The following is a 17,018-nucleotide window of genomic DNA, read 5'->3' on the forward strand; positions in this document are numbered from 1 at the left end:
TTTTGGAGTTTTATTTATTGAATAATTGTTCTTGTCTTTCTACTACCATTCCAGCAGAAAGACAATTGTTATGAACATCCTATCTGAAATCTGCAAACTGAAATCTGAAATCTGAATACTAAACTAAGCCGAATACGTAGCCACTTCTTTATCAATTTTATTTACCAATCCAACCAATACTTTTCCTGGTCCAACTTCTGTAAAACTTGTGGCGCCGTCTTGTATCATTTGTTGTACCGATTGTGTCCATTTTACTGGCGCAGTCAATTGGATAATTAGGTTTTTCTTAATTTCATTAGCATCAGAAACAGCACTTGCCGTTACATTTTGATATACTGGACAAACTGGAGTTGAAAAAGTGGTAGCTTCAATTGCGGCAGCCAATTCTTCTCGTGCAGGTTCCATCATAGGCGAATGAAATGCACCGCCAACTGGCAATATCAAAGCTCGTTTGGCTCCAGCTTCTTTCATTTTCTCACAAGCCAATTCAACTGCTTTGTATTCTCCAGAAATGACCAATTGTCCTGGACAGTTATAATTGGCAGCAACCACCACTCCATCTATCGAAGCACAAATATCTTCTACAATTTTGTCATCCAAATTTAATACTGCGGCCATTGTTGACGGTGTGATTTCGCAAGCTTTTTGCATCGCAATCGCTCGTTGTGAAACCAATTTTAATCCGTCTTCAAAACTCAAAGCACCATTAGCTACCAGCGCAGAAAATTCGCCTAATGAATGTCCTGCAACCATTTCTGGAGTAAAATCTTCCAATGTTTTAGCCAAAATAACCGAATGTAAAAAAACTGCTGGTTGCGTAACCTTGGTTTCCTTTAGTTCCTCGGCTGTGCCTTCAAACATGATGTCGGTGATTCTAAAACCTAGAATTTCGTTGGCTCTTTCGAATAATTCTTTTGCCAATGCTGAAGTTTCGTATAATTCTTTTCCCATTCCTGAGAATTGTGCGCCTTGTCCTGGAAATATGTATGCTTTCATTTGAGTAGTTTAAAAGTTTAATGTTTAAAAGTTTAAAGTTGTTGGCTGAAAACTGACGCAAAAATACTATTTTATTTAAATACTGTAACTTTATTTTAACATTTACGTCTAATAAGAGAACAAAAATCAACCCAATCATGAAAAAAATTAAAGTCAGCATTCTACTCATTATCATTGCTTTTTTATTCTTTTATTTTGGTTTACCCGTTATTAATTATGGTTTTATCAGTTTACCAATTATACTCTTGCTACTAACTATTTTGGCTCTCATTTTTGCAACTGGAGTTTCAGTTTCCAACGATGCTAAACAAGTCAAAATTCTTAAAAGACCTAGTAAAATATATTTTATCATCTGTGGTTTGATATTATTTTACATTACGGTTTTTCCTTTATTTACAAGCCTTCCAATGTTTAGAAGTCAAGCTTACAAAAACATGATAGGCAAGGTAGCTGATGGAAAATCAATCTCCAATCATATTGCACCCATTTCTATTGACGAAATTCGTGTGGTAGACGAGAATCTTGCTTATTTACTTGGCGAAAAGATTCTTGGTTCGCAACCTGCACTAGGTAGTCAGGTAGAATTGGGACATTTTTGTATTCAAAAAGTAGGAAAAGATTTGTATTGGGTTGCGCCATTATTACATTCTGGTTTTTTTAAATGGATGAACAATCAGGAAGGAACTGCTGGTTACGTCATGGTTTCGGCAACCAACGAGCGTGATGTAAAACTGGTACAGAATATTGGAGGAAAAGACATCAAAATAAAATACCAAACCGAAGCTTTTTTTGGAAGTCAGATAGAAAGACATTTATACTTTAATGGTTACGCAACAGTAGGTTTGACCGATTATACTTTCGAAATTGATGATGCCGGAAAACCGTTTTGGGTTGTAACAAAATACAATAAAAAAATTGGCTTTGCCGGAAACGATGCTACTGGTATTGTTGTGGTTGATGCACAAACTGGAGCAACAACCGATTATGAAATTGCTGATGCGCCAAAATGGATAGATCGTGTGCAACCTATCGATTTTATTGAAGAACAATTGAACGATTGGGGCGAATATGTACATGGCTATTGGAATTTTTCGAATGCCAATAAATTGCAGATTACCGAAGGATTGACCTTAATTTATGGCGAAAACAACAAGTCGTATTGGTACACCGGATTGACTTCGGTAGGAAAAGACGAATCGGCAGTTGGATTTGTTTTGGTCGACACCAGAACTAAAGAAACAACGTTTTACAAACAAAGTGGTGCAACCGAATTTGCAGCGCAAGGATCGGCGGAAGGAAAAGTTCAGGAAAAAGGATACAAATCTTCGTTGCCAATTCCGTACAACATCAACAACATTCCGACTTATGTAATGACGTTGAAAGACGACGGTGGATTGGTCAAAATGTACGCGATGGTTGCCATAAGTGATTACACAATTGTTGGTGTTGGTAATTCGATGCGAGAAACACTGACTTCGTTCAAAAGTGCCTACAACATGACAGGAAGCAAATTGAATTCGTCAAGTATAACCAATAAAAAACAGTTGGAAACAGTTGTTACGAGAATTACGAACGATGTAAAAAACGGAAACAGTTTTTACTATTTTACTACGAAAGACTATCCTAATATTTTTGTCGGTTCGTCTCAAATTTCGAATCAATTGCCAGTTACAATTGTAGGTGACAGTATCAAAGTTTCGTTTGATATAGATAATGAAGAAGTAATTGATGTATCCACATTTGAAAACACAACTATGAATAATAGATAAACTAGTAAACATATTAAAAACCCTGAACTTCATTACGAAATTCAGGGTTTTCTTATTTAATTAAAAAAGATTCTAAATTATTGTTTTACGAACTGTAATTCGATGTTCAATTTAACCTCTTCGCTTACTAAAACACCGCCTGTTTCTAAAGCAGAATTCCAAGTTAAACCGAAATCGGTACGGTTTATTTTTCCAGTAGCGTTCAATCCTACTTTGGTATTTCCCCAAGGATCTTTTAACAATCCGCTTACTTCAGTTTCTAATTTTACCGATTTAGTAACTCCGTTTATTGTTAATTCACCTACTAATTCATAATCATCGCTAGATTTAGTTAATGACGATGAAACGAAGGTTAGTTTCGGATTGTGCTCTGCATCAAAAAAGTCAGCGCTTTTTAAATGAGCATCTCTGTCGGAATTACCCGTATTGATTGAATCGATAGAAGCCGAAAATTCGATTGAAGCTGTTGTAAAATCGTCTTCCTCAGTAGTGATGGTTGCATCAAAAGTTTCGAATTTTCCTGATACATTAGTAAACATTAGGTGTTTTACTTTAAAACCTACTTCTGAGTGTGTTGGATCGATTGTCCATTTAGTTGTTGCCATAATTGTATATGTTATTTTTATTATTAGTATTTGTTGATACAAAGTTACAGCGGTTGCCAACAAATAGTACTTAACCTAGATTAAGAAATGGTTGTTGTATGATAAAGTTTAGCCCAGATGGTAATGGAAAGCTTTTTGAAAAGAAGTGCCAAATTTTCTTGACAGAAAAGAGCGACCCAAGAAGCTCCTTTTATGGCGTAGAAAATGGTGCTGATTTTTAAAAACTTGCAATGTACAGCTGGAATGGCTTCTTATAAAAATAAAAAAAGTGGCATCTTTTACAATACCACTTCTCTTTTCATAGCAATTTAAAGTACGTAATAACTTTTGGTAGTAGGAACTAGTTCTTTGTTTTTTTGCAACTGCGTTTCTTCTTCCAATTCATCGCGGTATTCATGTACCATTTGCATTAAGTTGCGTTCGATGTTTTCTGAAATGGCGTTCATCGGTGTGTCTGATGGACGGCTTTCAAATGGATCTTGCAAGTGTATGGCCATTTTTTCGATTAAGAAAAAGGCTGCAGCAACGGTCGTGATTAACGGAATTTCTAACCAACCCAACAAATCGGTCAAACTGAAAGGTAGAAGTAAGATGAAAAGACACAAAGCAAATCGGGTGTACATACTGTAAGTAGTAGGAAAAATGGTGTTTTTAATACGTTCACATTTTCCCATGGCGTCACACAAACGAGACAACGTATTGTCGATTTCTACTTGCTGATACACTGATAATTTTTTATTTTGTTGGGCAGCTTTTAAATCTTTGGCATGTAAAATTAATAAGGCATTTGGGACGTGTTTGTGTTTTTTAACAAAACGTAAATCGTCTTCAGACAGTAAATGTTTGATAGGTTTAATAGGATCTTTTCCGCGTAAAAAAGCACTTAAGCTAAAGCACCATGCAATTTGTCTTTTAGCAAACTTTTCTTTAAAATCGTTAGCACCAACTGAAAAATCGGGATCTTTATAAAAAGTAATTAACTGGCGAACCAAGGTTCGAGAATCGTTTACAATAGCACCCCAAATAATTCGTGCTTCCCACCATCTATCATATGCTTGATTGGATTTGAAAGCTAAAAGCAACGAAATTATGGTTCCAATCATAGTTGGAATTGCAATTGGAATACTAAGTGATATGGTGATGAAATAATGATGAATAATTTCAAAAGTCACCGTGTACAACAAAGCCAAAAGCAATTCGACTTTGATTTTTCCAAGCACATAGCGCATGGGTATTTTCTTTTTTAATAGCATATTTTTTTATTTTTCTAGTGAATTAAGAATAGGCTTCCTCATAAATAGATAAAACTGGCAAACCCAAAACATCTTCTACCGTTTGTTTTTTAGACTTGTTTCTTCTTATTTTTTCAGCCTTTCGGGTTTCAATAATAATATCAATATCGTTTTTGGCTATGGCTTCCGAAACTATAGGTATAAGTTGCTCACTAGTTTCTTCTGATGAAATTTTAGCCTGACTGACAATTTTTAATGAAAATTGTTTTTGAACCAACTGCTGCACATTGGCTAACGGAAAGTTGGATTTTTCATGCTCTAAATAAATAGCATTAGCAAATTGAACATCTTCAGTAGTAGAACTAACATGCAAAATTGGAGTTTTATAATTGGCTAAAACCTGACTGCAATACTGATGAATTTTTAAAGACGAGTTATTGAATGATTGTGGCAGAATGATTAATTCAATTGCATGAAAATCAAGCAAATTTTTGATTAAAGGTGAGCTCACTCCAAACTGGTGATGAATTTTAAGTTTACAATTGGCATGAGCTGCAATAAGCTCGCGACATTCATCTAAAACTGCTTCTTGCGCATCAGTCCAAGTGGTGTCCAAATCGCGTAACAAACTGGATGCACTAAAAGTATCTTGCACTTCCGAAACTTGCATTACAACCATGGTACATGCTTCTCCATTAGCATAATGAATACCTGATTTTACTGCTTCTAAAGTATCGTTTTGAAAAGTCGTTGGAATTAATAAAGTTTTCATATGTATTTTTTTTATACATACAAAATAAGGATTACTACATTAGAGTAAAATTAATCTAACATTAGAAAATTCTAAGATTTACATTAGAGTTTTTTAATATTGGCTTTTTTAAACGTAATATTTACAATTGTCCCTTTTTTGGGTTCCGATTGAATGTGAAGTTCACCGCTGTGCATTCGGATAATTTTCATGGCCAAAGGCAATCCGAGTCCGTAACCTTTAAATTTAGATGCTTCTTTTCCTCTAAAAAAAGGTTCGTACAAATGCGGAATATCTTCGGGCGGAATGCCTATTCCCAAATCGGAAATTGCAATTTTTATACCATGCTGATCGGCTTGCAAAGAAACAAAAACTTCCTCGTTATTAGAATATTTAACCCCATTCGTAATAATATTATTGATGGATAACTCCAACAACGATTTATTACAAGGCAACAACAGCAATGTTTCGTCTTCGGGCAATGTATTGAGTTTTAAGGTAACTCGATTTTCTGGAAAAATTTTATTTAAATCCGATTTTACATCCATCAATAGTTCATCTATACGCACTACATCCAGCAACTGCTTTTTCCCATCATAACCGGTTTGAGTCAGTTTCAACAAGCTTTCGGTTAAAATACCCAGTCGGTTAGCTTGACTATAAATATTTTCTAAAGAGGCAATGTATTCTGTTTTGTCACGCTCTTTTAATAGCATAATTTCTGCTTCAGCAATAATTGTAGTAATAGGTGTTTTAAGTTCGTGCGAAGCATTGTTTATAAAATTGGACTGAATTTCGAACGAGGTTTCTAAACGATCCAACATATCGTTGAAGGTGTTAGTAAGATCGGCAATCTCATCATCAACGTTACTATTTTGAAGTCGGTTGTGCAAGTTAGAAGCACTAATGCGTTTTACCTCACTGGTAATTCTTGAAACTGGATTCAACACTCTTTTGGCAAAATAACGACCCAAAAAGTAGGCTAAAATAACGAAAGCTATTCCTCCAAAAATTAAAATCTGAATAATATAAATCGTACTCGTATTACCTCGACGGTCTCTTGCAGTAACAATTACCATAAATTTTTTACCATTGTTTTCAAAAACTTGACCGTAATGGTATTGACTATCATTTTCAATCCAGCTGTCGTTATTTTTTATAACCTCAGCATAAAAACTGGCAGGAACATCAATTGCTGGATTGAATACAAAAGTATTTTGAGCAGATATGGGAATGAAATATTCGTTTTCATTAATCATTTCTACCAATCCGTCTTTCCTAAATTCTTTGAAATATTTAGTTTTAATAGGATCGTATTGCGTGTGAATAGCAGCTGCAATTTTGGCTCTGTCATGCAAACGCTTTAAGAAATAATACTCGTTGTTGTTTTTAAACAAAAACAAAATTACCAAACTCAATAACAAGGTACTGAAACTCGATAGCGCAACATAAGTTCGGGTAATTCGTTTTCTTATTGGCATAACTACGACTTTAACACATACCCAAGTCCTTTAAGAGTATGAATGAGTTTGGTTTTAAATGGTTTGTCAATTTTTCTTCGCAAATAGTTAACATACACATCGATAACGTTGGTATTCATATCAAAATTAATATCCCAAACGTTATCTAATATTTTTTCCCTCGACAATACAACGCCTTTATTGGTAGCCAAATAATGGAGTAATTTAAATTCTTTAGAAGTGAGTTCGATTGTGATATTTTCTCTTTTTACCGTTTTAGAACTTTCGTTGATTTCTAAATCGCCAATGGTAATTAAAGACTGCGTTATTGCCTGATTTGACCTTCTGTACAATGCGTTGACACGTGCATCAAGTTCTAAAAATTTGAACGGCTTGGTAAGGTAATCATCGGCACCAGCATTCAATCCGTTTACGATATTTTCTGAACTGGCTAATGCCGTTAAAAGTAATATAGGAACAAAATTCTTGGCAGCGCGCAAACGTCGGCAAATTTCAACACCATTAAAATCGGGCAACATGACATCAAGAACAATGACGTCAAAAGTAAAATTAGCAATCAAATCCAAGGCAGTTGTACCATCAAGAGCCACACTCACATCGTGGTTGTTCTCTGAAAATCCTTTACGGATGATGGCGCACAAGTTGGGCTCATCTTCTACAATTAATAACTTCATAACTACTTGAATATAAACAAATATAAGAATTGATTTCTTAAAATTATACTAATTAAAAATCAATAGAATCAACGAGTTTCTGCAATTCTTTTTTCAAATCTTCGTTGGTTATTCCTAATTCAGCATCAAAATTATCATTGAAACTAGGCAACGAAAAACTACCTTTTACCACAGCGCCTTGAAAAGGAAAACGCTTATTGGCCATTTCTAAAACCGAACTTCCGCCACGAGCGCCAGGAGAAGTGGCTAACAGTAAAACAGGTTTTTCTTGAAACGTTTTACCGTTAATGCGCGACATCCAATCTAAAATATTTTTGAATGCTGACGAATACGCACCGTTGTGTTCGGCAAAAGAAATTACAACTAAATCACTCGCACCTATTTTAGCATAAAAATCATGTGCCAATTGCGGAATGCCTTGTTCTTTTTCTTTATCGATTGAATAAATTGGCATTTCATAATCGTTCAAATCCAAAAGAGTGGTTGTTGTATTTTCAAATAAACTCGCAGCGTAACCAGCCAATTTTTTATTGATAGATGTTTTGCTTGACGATGCTCCAAATGCTAGTAATTGTTTTGTCATATTATTTGTATAACCAGTTTTTTAAAATTTTCGAAAGTAAAGGTAACAATATAAATACCATTAACGGAACTAAAATTCCAGTCATAATTAGTGTGCGAATTGCTAACGGTAAGTTTTTAAGCAAATCTCCTATCATGTAAGATACTAAAGTAATCGAAGGATAAATTGCAATCCAAACCATTAAAGCAAATTTCCATTTAGGTGGTTTCATGGGGTTTCTTCAATATATTTTTTTGTTTTTAAAACGGCGTTTTGCACCATTTCTAGGTTGTTGTGTGCAGCTTTGGTAACTTTGTCTGTCCAATTAATACTAAAAGTTAACTCGGTTTCGTTATCAGAAATGAAAGCAATATCATTGTCAACATAACCTTCAAATTGAGGATGTTCCAACAGCAAAAAGCGAACTTTGTACGGAACAAAAGTAATATTTTCTTTCAAAATTGACGAAGTTCCACCAGCAGTCACGGTCATTTGTCGTAAAACATAGTCGTTACTTTTTTCGATAATTACGACATCGCTAACACCGGGAACAAATTTTTCTGGTTGCTCGATTTTTAAGATTAAATCGTGCCACACTTTTTCTAACGAAGCATTTACAACAGTTGAAAATTGCGACATGTTACTGTTGATTTAAAAAATACGTCAACGCGCCCGAAGGACATTTTTTTACAGTCTCTATTATTTTATCAGTAGATGAACCTTCTGGAGTGATCCACGGTTTTTCTTTAGGTTTAAAAACATCGGGGTTGTTTTTTACGCAATTTGCCGAGTGTATGCATAAGGCATTTTTCCACACAATAGTGACTTCGCCATTGCTGTATTCTTTGGTTAAATCGTTAGCTTCCATAATTATAGTTTGGTGTTAATAGTGACTTTGCTTTTTAATATTTTAGAAACCGGACATTTTTCGGCTATTAGAAGTAAGCGCTCTTTTTGTTCATCGCTAATTTCTGAAGAAAAAGAAATGGTTCTTGAGATGGTAGTTTCCAATTCTGTAGCAAGCGATTGAGACATGTTTAATGCAATAGTGATTTCAGGAATATCCCAACCTTTTCTATCAATGTACATTCGCAAAGTTGATAATGTACAACCTGCCAACGACGCCAAAAGTGTAGAATATGGATCAGGACCAAGGTCTTTTCCTTCAATATTCTCGGGTTCGTCCATTAGGAATTGTCCGTTGCGCCATGAAATTTTGCACAAGTATTTTTGAGTTCCAATAGTTCCGGTAAGGTCTTTTTCTAAAAGATTGGCCATTTTATTTTACATTAAATTACAAAACGTCGCTAAATTCGGGATTTTTATCGAAAACACTTTTTGCAAACGGACAAAGCGGAATGATTTTGATTCCGTTCTCGCGAGCATATTCTATTGCTTGCACGACCATTTTCTTACCAAAACCTTTACCTTCATTTCCGGGCTTCACTTCGGTATGATCAATAATAATTTTGTCTTCACCAGCAAAAACAAAGGTCATCATGGCTTCGTGTTTTCCGTCGACATCAATAAAAAAAACACCATTTTTTTCATTGATTTTTAATTGTACTTCGTTCATAATTTCATGTTTTTAAAACTTCAACATTCGTTAATCAAAATTGATTATTCAACATTATAACTTGGAATATTCACTATCGGATTTTGAATGTTGAAATTTTGTTTTTAGTGTTCCATCGGAATTTCCATCAATAAAAACTTCGCATCCGAAGTCGCTTTAAAATCTAGGGTGTCAAAATTGGTAATTCCCAATCCGTCACGAGTTTCTAATTCTTGACCGTCAACAGTTACCGTTCCAGAAATTACAAAAACATACATTCCGTTTCCAGGTCTTTTAAGTTCGTATGTTTTAGAAAAGCCGCTTTCAAAATAAGCCAAATGAAACCAAGCATCTTGATGAATCCAAACGCCTTCATCATCAGCATTAGGAGAAAGTATTTGAGCGAAATTATTTTTTTGCTTCGATTGGTCCAATTGAATTTGTTGGTATCGTGGTGTTACATTTTGCGTTCTAGGAAACAACCAAATTTGAAATAACTTGGTACGTTTATCGTGATTCGGATTGAACTCACTATGACGGATACCAGTTCCGGCACTCATCACTTGCACTTCGCCAGTAGTAATAGTTTCAGCATTTCCCATGCTGTCTTTGTGAGCCAAATCGCCTTCTAACGGAATGGTGATGATTTCCATATTATCGTGACCATGCTCTCCGAATCCCATTCCTGGTGCAACGGTGTCGTCATTTAAAACGCGAAGTGTTCCAAATTGTACGCGTTCTGGATTGTACCAACTTGCAAAACTGAAACTGTGGTAAGCATTCAACCAACCGTGATCGGCATGTCCTCTTGTATTGGCTTTGTGTAAAACTGTATTTTTCATATCATTATAAATTTAGTAATTATTATGATACAAATTTACAATCGATGCTGTGAAAAATCACTTAATGTAGGTTAAGAAAAAACTAGGTTATTAAATAGCAGTTTTTTTATGAAGGAAAAAGGTATTGTAAGCGACTCTTATTTTATTTCGGTACGGTGTTCAATATCCAATATTTCATAAATAATTTTAAGGTGGTACTTTACGGTATTTTCAGAAATAAAAAGAAGCGAAGAGATTTCTTTATTGGACTTACCTTCCTGAATTAAACTTATAATTTCCTTTTGCCTATCGGTTAAGTTGTACTGCGTAACATCCAAGCGCTTATTCCCTTTTTCATCTAAAGCTTTGGTAAGTTGCTCAATATCATTATGAATTCTGGTGTTTTCTTTTTCAACTAAAACTCTTTTTTGGTTGTTGATTACGTACAAACGACCTGATATAACTAGTAACAAAACCAATACCGAAATGAGCCCAATTAAAAAATACCTAACAATGCGTTCATTTCTTAATTCCAATTCTTTTTTCTCTTCATCAATTTGCTTTTCCAACGCTTGAATTTTACCGTTGTTGTTGGTCGAATTGTATATAAAATTTAAAGAATCATACTTTTGTTGCGACTCAAATGCGTTTTTATAATCGTCATTCAATTTGTGCTGGTTGGTAAGCACTTCGTACAAATACATTTCATACTTCATGATTTTGTATTGCTTGGCATAGTTCAAACCCAGTTGTAAAGCTTCATCACGCTTAGCATATAATTTCATAGCATTGTACAGCTCTATTTTTTTACCATAAATATTCGGAGCATTTCTAGGCATGTTCTTAAGCACTAAATCCAAAGAAATGTCTAACTTTTTTTCGGCCTCTTGGTATTTTTTATCTAAGAAAAGTAAATAACCTTCCTGCATCACAATCCATGCTTTGGTTTCCAAATCAAGGTATTGGTATTTAGATTCATACAATTCTTGCATCAAACTTTTGGCCAGGTCATATTCGTGGGTATCGAAATAAACAAAGGCTTTTTCAGCTTTAATGCTATTCTCCACTTCCGCTTTCTTATCGCTTTGTAATCCTTCTTTTAATGCTAAGTCTAAATTATGTAAAACTTGCTCATAATTAAAAACACGCTTATAAGTATACGATTTGTAAAGGTACGCTTGATATTTTTCGTAGGGTGTACGATCAGGATGGGAAATAAAATTACTAATCAACTTTATAGACACTTCATATTCTAAAGCATCATTTTGTTTTGTAACCACTTTTTCTAATTGCTCAACAGTAGTTATTTGAGCAAATGATAAAGTGCATATTAAATATATTCCTACTAAAAAAAGAAATTGTTTCAAAGCAGACATTTTTATTTTTTTCAAATATAAAGAACATATCTCAATTGAACGTTTTTTTTGATTGTTTTTAAAATACTGATTAACAGCAATATAAATAAGACTACCCGACGGGTAGTCATCAAAACTACCCGTTAACTACCCGTGATAAGTTAGGTTTTATTTAACAAGTGTTGGAAGTTTGCAATCTCTAAACAAAATTAAAATGGAACAAGTACTAAATTTTTTAAAACTCTTATTACCCAAAAAAGACGAAGCAATTTATACCTGCTTCAAAAACAACATCAAACTTACCACAAAAAATATAAATGAAGTAAGACAAATTTTAAATCACAAAAGAAGAAAATCAATTAAAAATTAAATAAACCAACCATCAAAAAGTATGTTCGTAAGACAACTAATTTACAAAACCAAACACTAAATTTTACGTATATACTCTACTGATAAATCTAAAACCTTTTAAAGAACAATTAAAAATTAATAAACCAATTCTAATGAAGAAAAAATTATTTTTACCAAGTTTTATTCTACTTTTAATGTTATTACATAATAATAATATTTCAGGTCAATGCAATACTTCGCTTACTTCAGCTGCTTCGACAACCAATTTATTAACTACAACAGGGCAGTCTTTTCAAGTTTCTTGTACAGGCACTTTAGGAACAATATCTTTTACACCAACAGCAGGTTCTGGTGTAGATGTATTCAATCCAGGTGAAGGTATAACTGTTGGAGTCCGTTTGTTAAATGCCACAGGAACTGTTCTTGCCACTGGATCAATTGCAGGTCAAACTACAACAGATTCATGGGGTCCAGGAATTACTAAAACTTTTGATTTTACAACTTCCAACATAAATTTAATTGCAAACACCACATACCGTTGGGAGCTTTACAATAATTTTGGCACACTTTATCTTTTAACCTTATCTAATTCAAATCTTTATACAAACGGTACTGCCTTTTATAATGGAGTAGCGCAAACATCTTCCGATTTTCATGGTTGGACTGTTAATGTGAATGCTGGTGCACAAAATACCTTCACAATCGGCAGCGGCGCCAATGTTGTAACCTCTGGAAACGTAACCATCAATTACAAAGGTGGCGCACTAACCAATAACGGTACAATTACCAACAATGCTGGTTCGCTTGCTTTTTCAGCACCTGTAACTTTTGCAGGTTCTGGAACTACCAGCACAAGAAACCTTAAAATACAACATACTGGCACAAGTTTACTCAACAACCGCATCAATGTAGCTGGAAGTCTTGATGTGAGCAACGGAAGTTTGAATGCCAACAACAACCTAACCTTACTTTCTAACGCTACGAGTTCAGCAGTAATCGCTCCGGTTGCAGTGGGAAGCAGCATTACTGGTAAAGTTACCGTGCAACGTTACATCCCGCAAGGAAAAAGAGCATTTCGTTTTGTAACACCAAGCGTTACAACCGATAATTTCATCAGCAACAACTGGCAATTGGCAACGCACATTACCGGTTCAACAACAGGTGCCAACGGATTTGATGCTACTGGAACAGGTAATCCATCATTATTTACCTACAACAACCAGCAAGCTACTGGAACAGGTTGGACACCTATCGCAACAACCAATGCAACGAATTTAGAAGCTACCAAAGGATACCGTTTGCTTGTTCGTGGCGACCGTAACGTAAACATCAATGCGGCATCAGTAGCCAATATGAACAACCCAATCACACTTACAGCAACTGGAACAGTAGCTACAGGTACTGTTGCCCTTACCACTAGCTCGAATCCTGCCATGAACAATACTACCAATACGACAACTAACGGCTATAGCCTTATCGGAAATCCGTATGTGAATACTGTAAACTGGAATACCTTAACTAAATCTGGACTTACCGATGCGTATTATGCTTGGGATGCCAACATGGGAACTGCAGCGCAAAGAGGTAGATATGTAGTGTTCAGTACTGCAACAGGTTCTAACAATATGGCTTCAGCAGTAAACCAATTCATTCAGCCAGGACAAGCTTTTTTTGTAAAAAACACTACCTTAGGAACTGCTGGTAGCATAACTTTTAACGAAACCGATAAATTGGGTACCAATGTAAACCCAACCTTTTTTAGAACTTCAGAAACGACTTTGGCACGTTTAGACCTTCAAGTATTTGAAACCAATGAAATGGCGCTAAACACCAACCCAATTGATGCAGCTGTAGCAGTATTTGGAAGCGAATTTACAAATCAATTAGAAACTGGCGATGTAGAAAAACTAAGTACCGGAATCGAAAATCTTTCGTTCTTAAACAGTGCTACGTCATTAGCTATCGATGCAAGACCTACGGTTGTTGCAACCGACGAACTTGCTGTTCAATTACAAGAATTTCAAGCTAGCAAAAGCTACACGTTTCGTCCGCAGTTCAGCAATTTCGACCCTACTACTACTCCATTTTTATGGGATACTTATTTAAGTCAATATACGCCATTGGCCTTAGATACACCAACCAACGTAACCTTCACTACTACTACCGATGCGGCTTCGTATGCAAGCAATCGTTTTAAAATTGTGTTCCAAAATGCGTTGTTAAGTAACCCAACATTCAATGCGGCACACGTGGTGTTGTATCCTAATCCTGTGGCAAGCAATCAATTCAACATTGCATTACCATCGTATTTCTCAGGAAGAGTAAACGTAGCCCTAATCAATACACTGGGCCAAGAAGTCTATACTACTTCTCAAGATGCACAAAATACCCTTGCAATCAACCCAACTTCAGTTTTGGCACAAGGCATGTACTTAGTACAAATAACCAATCAAGGAACCACTATTACTAAAAAAATAACCATACAATAATGAAAACACTAGTTTCAACCACACAGCGCTTTGTAGTATACCTATTTTTAGCTTTCATTTTACCGGTTGCTACCACTTGGGCAAACGAAGAAGATCCGTTTGCCGATGATACGCAAGATGTACCTACTGCACCCATAGACGATTTCATCATTCCCTTACTCATAACGGCGATCGGAATTGGCTTGTATCTTTTGCAAAAGCAAATCAGAGCCAACAGAAATCTAGAAAACAACTTAAACCAGTAATTCAAAAATCAATACAAATACAAAAGATGAAAAACATATTTTTAGCACTAGCAATAAGCCTTTTCGCATTAAACGCAACGGCACAATCTGTAGCCATCAACACCGATGGTAGCGCAGCCGACAATTCGGCACTATTGGATTTAAAAAGTACCAACCAAGGTGTTTTAGTACCTAGAATGACTGCATCACAAAGAGGTTTAATTGCCTCGCCTGCAACAGGATTGATGGTGTATCAAACCGATGCTCCTGCTGGGTTTTATTTTTATAATGGAACGGCGTGGACCAGTTTGAATGGTGCAACAGGTCCGCAAGGAGTTCAAGGTCCTGCAGGTGTTCAAGGACCACAAGGACCAGCGGGTAACAACGGACAAGGAGTACCTACTGGTGGAACAACTGGACAAATACTTTCTAAAATTAATGCAACTGATTTTAATACGCAATGGGTTACACCTAACATAGGAGGAAGTGGTGCAACAGTTCAATTATTTGCTAATAAAGTAGGAGGATCTTCTGAAACTTTACCTGTTGCAACGTCATCAACTCCAACAACTATTGTGTTTAATAATGTACTGAATGCGCCAAATTTAGGTTCTTACAACACCACCACTGGAATATTTACTGTTGGAACTACAGGTGCTGGCACCTATCTTATCCAAGTAAAACTATTATGTAATGACGCAACTCCAGCAAGTAGTACGGTTCCACCTTACTTAACTTTGATTAAAAATAATGCAGCTTATGGGTCTACTAGTGGAGATCTGTATTATGGTGATTATGCTACTTTACATAACGTATTGCCAACCGGAATTAGAGGACAGGGATCTTTGAATAAAGTTGTTCAATTTGCGGCAGGCGATACATTCAGAATTGTGGCCGTAAGTGCTAATAGCTCAACAGCTGCACAGCCTACTTCAACAGTTGCAGGCTCAAATATTACAATTATTAAGTTATAATTCCCAATCGTATAAAAATACTCAAAAGTATAGGCTCGGCATTGAACGCAGTGCCTATAATCAAAAAGTCTTGTGATTTTACGCACTATTTAACATCAACAATAAACCAATGAAAAAATTACTATTTATAGCAGTAAGCCTTTTCGCATTAAACGCAACGGCACAATCTGTAGCCATCAACACCGATGGTAGCGCAGCCGATAACTCGGCACTATTGGATTTAAAAAGTACCAACCAAGGTGTTTTAGTACCTAGAATGACTGCATCACAAAGAGGTTTAATTGCCTCGCCTGCAACAGGATTGATGGTGTATCAAACCGATGCTCCTGCTGGGTTTTATTTTTATAATGGTAGTGCTTGGGCAACATTAAACGGCACGAACGGTCAAGGCGTACCAGTTGGTGGAACTACAGGTCAAGTCCTTTCTAAAATTAATGGCACAAATTTCAATACACAATGGGTTACGCCAAGTGCGTCGAGTGCTTATCCTAGTATTGAATTGGATATTAGAAACAATACTACTCAATCTATCACAAGTTTAGGAAATGGAACTTCGGCAAATCAAATTACTTTTTCTGGCACATCATCAAATACAACGCTCACAGGTGGGAATACATGGAACGGGAATACATTTACTGTTGGTGCTACTGGTGCGGGATGGTATCAAATAAATGCACAAATTGTTGGAACTACAACCGATGGTGTAAGTTCAAGCAATATTGGAATACCTTTTTATATGGATTTAAATAACGCCATAGGAGGCACTATGACTAGTGCAATTTTATATCGCTCAAATTACACTTCTACAACTAATCACGTACATTTAAAAAATAATAATACAATAAGCACTGTACTTTATTTATCGGCTGGTAATACATTAAACTTTTATGGTTTTAGTGCTAGTAATACAGTGGCAGCTAATACAAGTAATAATGGTAGTACTTATTTGAATATAGTGAGAATTAAGTAATCCCACTGGCGCTCGTTAGTAACGAGTGCCTACTTATCTTATAAAAATAAGTCGTAGCGTTTGCAACGCGGCAAACTAAAACAGGAATAACTTTAAACAAGTATATGCTACCGCACGACCCGAGCGAAGCGAACAGACGAAGTAATCCTTTCTTTTGGTTCAGTCAATAATAAATTAAAATAAAAAACGCATCAAGATACACCAATCTT

The 17,018-nt window shown here is 35.6% G+C and carries 20 protein-coding genes; 6 read left to right on the plus strand and 14 right to left on the minus strand.

What is annotated here, in order from left to right; translation table 11 throughout:
• Positions 1 to 123: 123 nt before the first annotated feature.
• Positions 124 to 996 (minus strand): ACP S-malonyltransferase, encoded by an 873-nt coding sequence (fabD, locus tag ACZ098_RS13265; RefSeq protein WP_487312236.1) that lies wholly within the window; start codon positions 994 to 996, stop codon positions 124 to 126.
• A gap of 137 nt (positions 997 to 1,133) precedes the next feature.
• On the opposite strand from fabD, the gene ACZ098_RS13270 reads away from it, so the two are divergent.
• Positions 1,134 to 2,765, plus strand: coding sequence for a hypothetical protein (locus tag ACZ098_RS13270; RefSeq protein ID WP_487312237.1), 1,632 nt, complete (start codon positions 1,134 to 1,136; stop codon positions 2,763 to 2,765).
• Positions 2,766 to 2,842: 77 nt separating this feature from the next.
• Here the strand turns inward: ACZ098_RS13270 and ACZ098_RS13275 are convergent, their stop codons facing one another.
• Positions 2,843 to 3,370 carry a YceI family protein gene (locus ACZ098_RS13275; RefSeq protein WP_487312238.1) on the minus strand — a complete coding sequence of 176 codons (528 nt, stop codon included), beginning with the start codon at positions 3,368 to 3,370 and terminating at the stop codon, positions 2,843 to 2,845.
• Positions 3,371 to 3,468: 98 nt separating this feature from the next.
• On the opposite strand from ACZ098_RS13275, the gene ACZ098_RS13280 reads away from it, so the two are divergent.
• Positions 3,469 to 3,591: a hypothetical protein gene (locus ACZ098_RS13280; protein WP_487312239.1), complete on the plus strand. Its 123-nt coding sequence runs from the start codon at positions 3,469 to 3,471 to the stop codon at positions 3,589 to 3,591.
• A gap of 87 nt (positions 3,592 to 3,678) precedes the next feature.
• Here ACZ098_RS13280 and ACZ098_RS13285 read toward each other — a convergent pair whose 3' ends face one another.
• The 12 genes from ACZ098_RS13285 to ACZ098_RS13340 all read right to left on the minus strand — a co-directional run bounded on the left by ACZ098_RS13285 (position 3,679) and on the right by ACZ098_RS13340 (position 11,813).
• Positions 3,679 to 4,623, minus strand: a complete 945-nt coding sequence (locus tag ACZ098_RS13285; protein WP_487312240.1) for a bestrophin family protein — start codon at positions 4,621 to 4,623, stop codon at positions 3,679 to 3,681.
• 22 nt (positions 4,624 to 4,645) lie between these two features.
• Positions 4,646 to 5,374 carry a hypothetical protein gene (locus ACZ098_RS13290; protein WP_487312241.1) on the minus strand — a complete coding sequence of 243 codons (729 nt, stop codon included), beginning with the start codon at positions 5,372 to 5,374 and terminating at the stop codon, positions 4,646 to 4,648.
• A gap of 83 nt (positions 5,375 to 5,457) precedes the next feature.
• A complete protein-coding gene (locus tag ACZ098_RS13295; protein WP_487312242.1) occupies positions 5,458 to 6,834 on the minus strand; it encodes a HAMP domain-containing sensor histidine kinase in 1,377 nt (458 codons plus the stop codon).
• A 2-nt stretch (positions 6,835 to 6,836) separates the two neighbouring features.
• Positions 6,837 to 7,508 (minus strand): response regulator transcription factor, encoded by a 672-nt coding sequence (locus ACZ098_RS13300; RefSeq protein ID WP_487312243.1) that lies wholly within the window; start codon positions 7,506 to 7,508, stop codon positions 6,837 to 6,839.
• A gap of 52 nt (positions 7,509 to 7,560) precedes the next feature.
• A complete protein-coding gene (locus tag ACZ098_RS13305) occupies positions 7,561 to 8,091 on the minus strand; it encodes an NADPH-dependent FMN reductase (protein ID WP_487312244.1) in 531 nt (176 codons plus the stop codon).
• Between the two features lies 1 nt (position 8,092).
• Positions 8,093 to 8,302, minus strand: coding sequence for a hypothetical protein (locus ACZ098_RS13310; protein ID WP_487312245.1), 210 nt, complete (start codon positions 8,300 to 8,302; stop codon positions 8,093 to 8,095).
• Positions 8,299 to 8,709 carry an AtaL-like protein gene (locus ACZ098_RS13315; protein WP_487312246.1) on the minus strand — a complete coding sequence of 137 codons (411 nt, stop codon included), beginning with the start codon at positions 8,707 to 8,709 and terminating at the stop codon, positions 8,299 to 8,301. Before ACZ098_RS13315 ends, ACZ098_RS13310 begins: the two co-directional genes overlap by 4 nt.
• A 1-nt stretch (position 8,710) precedes the next feature.
• Positions 8,711 to 8,938 carry a (4Fe-4S)-binding protein gene (locus ACZ098_RS13320; RefSeq protein ID WP_487312247.1) on the minus strand — a complete coding sequence of 76 codons (228 nt, stop codon included), beginning with the start codon at positions 8,936 to 8,938 and terminating at the stop codon, positions 8,711 to 8,713.
• Positions 8,939 to 8,940: 2 nt separating this feature from the next.
• Positions 8,941 to 9,348, minus strand: coding sequence for an OsmC family protein (locus tag ACZ098_RS13325; RefSeq protein ID WP_487312248.1), 408 nt, complete (start codon positions 9,346 to 9,348; stop codon positions 8,941 to 8,943).
• 16 nt (positions 9,349 to 9,364) lie between these two features.
• A complete protein-coding gene (locus ACZ098_RS13330) occupies positions 9,365 to 9,646 on the minus strand; it encodes a GNAT family N-acetyltransferase (RefSeq protein ID WP_487312249.1) in 282 nt (93 codons plus the stop codon).
• Between the two features lie 104 nt (positions 9,647 to 9,750).
• The gene (locus tag ACZ098_RS13335; protein WP_487312250.1) at positions 9,751 to 10,467 is read right to left on the minus strand and encodes a pirin family protein; all 717 of its coding nucleotides are present in this window, start codon (positions 10,465 to 10,467) and stop codon (positions 9,751 to 9,753) included.
• Between the two features lie 137 nt (positions 10,468 to 10,604).
• Positions 10,605 to 11,813: a response regulator transcription factor gene (locus ACZ098_RS13340; protein WP_487312251.1), complete on the minus strand. Its 1,209-nt coding sequence runs from the start codon at positions 11,811 to 11,813 to the stop codon at positions 10,605 to 10,607.
• 491 nt (positions 11,814 to 12,304) lie between these two features.
• Between ACZ098_RS13340 and ACZ098_RS13345 the strand changes: the two genes are divergently transcribed.
• The 4 genes from ACZ098_RS13345 to ACZ098_RS13360 all read left to right on the plus strand — a co-directional run bounded on the left by ACZ098_RS13345 (position 12,305) and on the right by ACZ098_RS13360 (position 16,809).
• On the plus strand, positions 12,305 to 14,641 hold the full coding sequence (locus ACZ098_RS13345; RefSeq protein ID WP_487312252.1) for a T9SS type A sorting domain-containing protein: 2,337 nt from the start codon (positions 12,305 to 12,307) through the stop codon (positions 14,639 to 14,641).
• Complete coding sequence (locus ACZ098_RS13350) at positions 14,641 to 14,886, plus strand: hypothetical protein (protein WP_487312253.1); 246 nt, start codon at positions 14,641 to 14,643, stop codon at positions 14,884 to 14,886. The genes ACZ098_RS13345 and ACZ098_RS13350 overlap by 1 nt, the downstream gene beginning before the upstream one ends.
• A 26-nt stretch (positions 14,887 to 14,912) precedes the next feature.
• A complete protein-coding gene (locus ACZ098_RS13355) occupies positions 14,913 to 15,839 on the plus strand; it encodes a hypothetical protein (RefSeq protein WP_487312254.1) in 927 nt (308 codons plus the stop codon).
• 109 nt (positions 15,840 to 15,948) lie between these two features.
• Positions 15,949 to 16,809: a hypothetical protein gene (locus tag ACZ098_RS13360; RefSeq protein WP_487312255.1), complete on the plus strand. Its 861-nt coding sequence runs from the start codon at positions 15,949 to 15,951 to the stop codon at positions 16,807 to 16,809.
• The last annotated feature ends 209 nt before the right edge of the window (positions 16,810 to 17,018 follow it).

It is taken from the genome of Flavobacterium sp. SP2 (assembly GCF_057626655.1).

Coding starts and splice junctions, on each gene's coding strand:
- fabD (WP_487312236.1), bottom strand. CDS start 996: ATGAAAGCATACATATTTCCAGGACAAGGCGCACAATTCTCAGGAATG.
- ACZ098_RS13270 (WP_487312237.1), top strand. CDS start 1,134: ATGAAAAAAATTAAAGTCAGCATTCTACTCATTATCATTGCTTTTTTA.
- ACZ098_RS13275 (WP_487312238.1), bottom strand. CDS start 3,370: ATGGCAACAACTAAATGGACAATCGATCCAACACACTCAGAAGTAGGT.
- ACZ098_RS13280 (WP_487312239.1), top strand. CDS start 3,469: ATGATAAAGTTTAGCCCAGATGGTAATGGAAAGCTTTTTGAAAAGAAG.
- ACZ098_RS13285 (WP_487312240.1), bottom strand. CDS start 4,623: ATGCTATTAAAAAAGAAAATACCCATGCGCTATGTGCTTGGAAAAATC.
- ACZ098_RS13290 (WP_487312241.1), bottom strand. CDS start 5,374: ATGAAAACTTTATTAATTCCAACGACTTTTCAAAACGATACTTTAGAA.
- ACZ098_RS13295 (WP_487312242.1), bottom strand. CDS start 6,834: ATGCCAATAAGAAAACGAATTACCCGAACTTATGTTGCGCTATCGAGT.
- ACZ098_RS13300 (WP_487312243.1), bottom strand. CDS start 7,508: ATGAAGTTATTAATTGTAGAAGATGAGCCCAACTTGTGCGCCATCATC.
- ACZ098_RS13305 (WP_487312244.1), bottom strand. CDS start 8,091: ATGACAAAACAATTACTAGCATTTGGAGCATCGTCAAGCAAAACATCT.
- ACZ098_RS13310 (WP_487312245.1), bottom strand. CDS start 8,302: ATGAAACCACCTAAATGGAAATTTGCTTTAATGGTTTGGATTGCAATT.
- ACZ098_RS13315 (WP_487312246.1), bottom strand. CDS start 8,709: ATGTCGCAATTTTCAACTGTTGTAAATGCTTCGTTAGAAAAAGTGTGG.
- ACZ098_RS13320 (WP_487312247.1), bottom strand. CDS start 8,938: ATGGAAGCTAACGATTTAACCAAAGAATACAGCAATGGCGAAGTCACT.
- ACZ098_RS13325 (WP_487312248.1), bottom strand. CDS start 9,348: ATGGCCAATCTTTTAGAAAAAGACCTTACCGGAACTATTGGAACTCAA.
- ACZ098_RS13330 (WP_487312249.1), bottom strand. CDS start 9,646: ATGAACGAAGTACAATTAAAAATCAATGAAAAAAATGGTGTTTTTTTT.
- ACZ098_RS13335 (WP_487312250.1), bottom strand. CDS start 10,467: ATGAAAAATACAGTTTTACACAAAGCCAATACAAGAGGACATGCCGAT.
- ACZ098_RS13345 (WP_487312252.1), top strand. CDS start 12,305: ATGAAGAAAAAATTATTTTTACCAAGTTTTATTCTACTTTTAATGTTA.
- ACZ098_RS13350 (WP_487312253.1), top strand. CDS start 14,641: ATGAAAACACTAGTTTCAACCACACAGCGCTTTGTAGTATACCTATTT.
- ACZ098_RS13355 (WP_487312254.1), top strand. CDS start 14,913: ATGAAAAACATATTTTTAGCACTAGCAATAAGCCTTTTCGCATTAAAC.
- ACZ098_RS13360 (WP_487312255.1), top strand. CDS start 15,949: ATGAAAAAATTACTATTTATAGCAGTAAGCCTTTTCGCATTAAACGCA.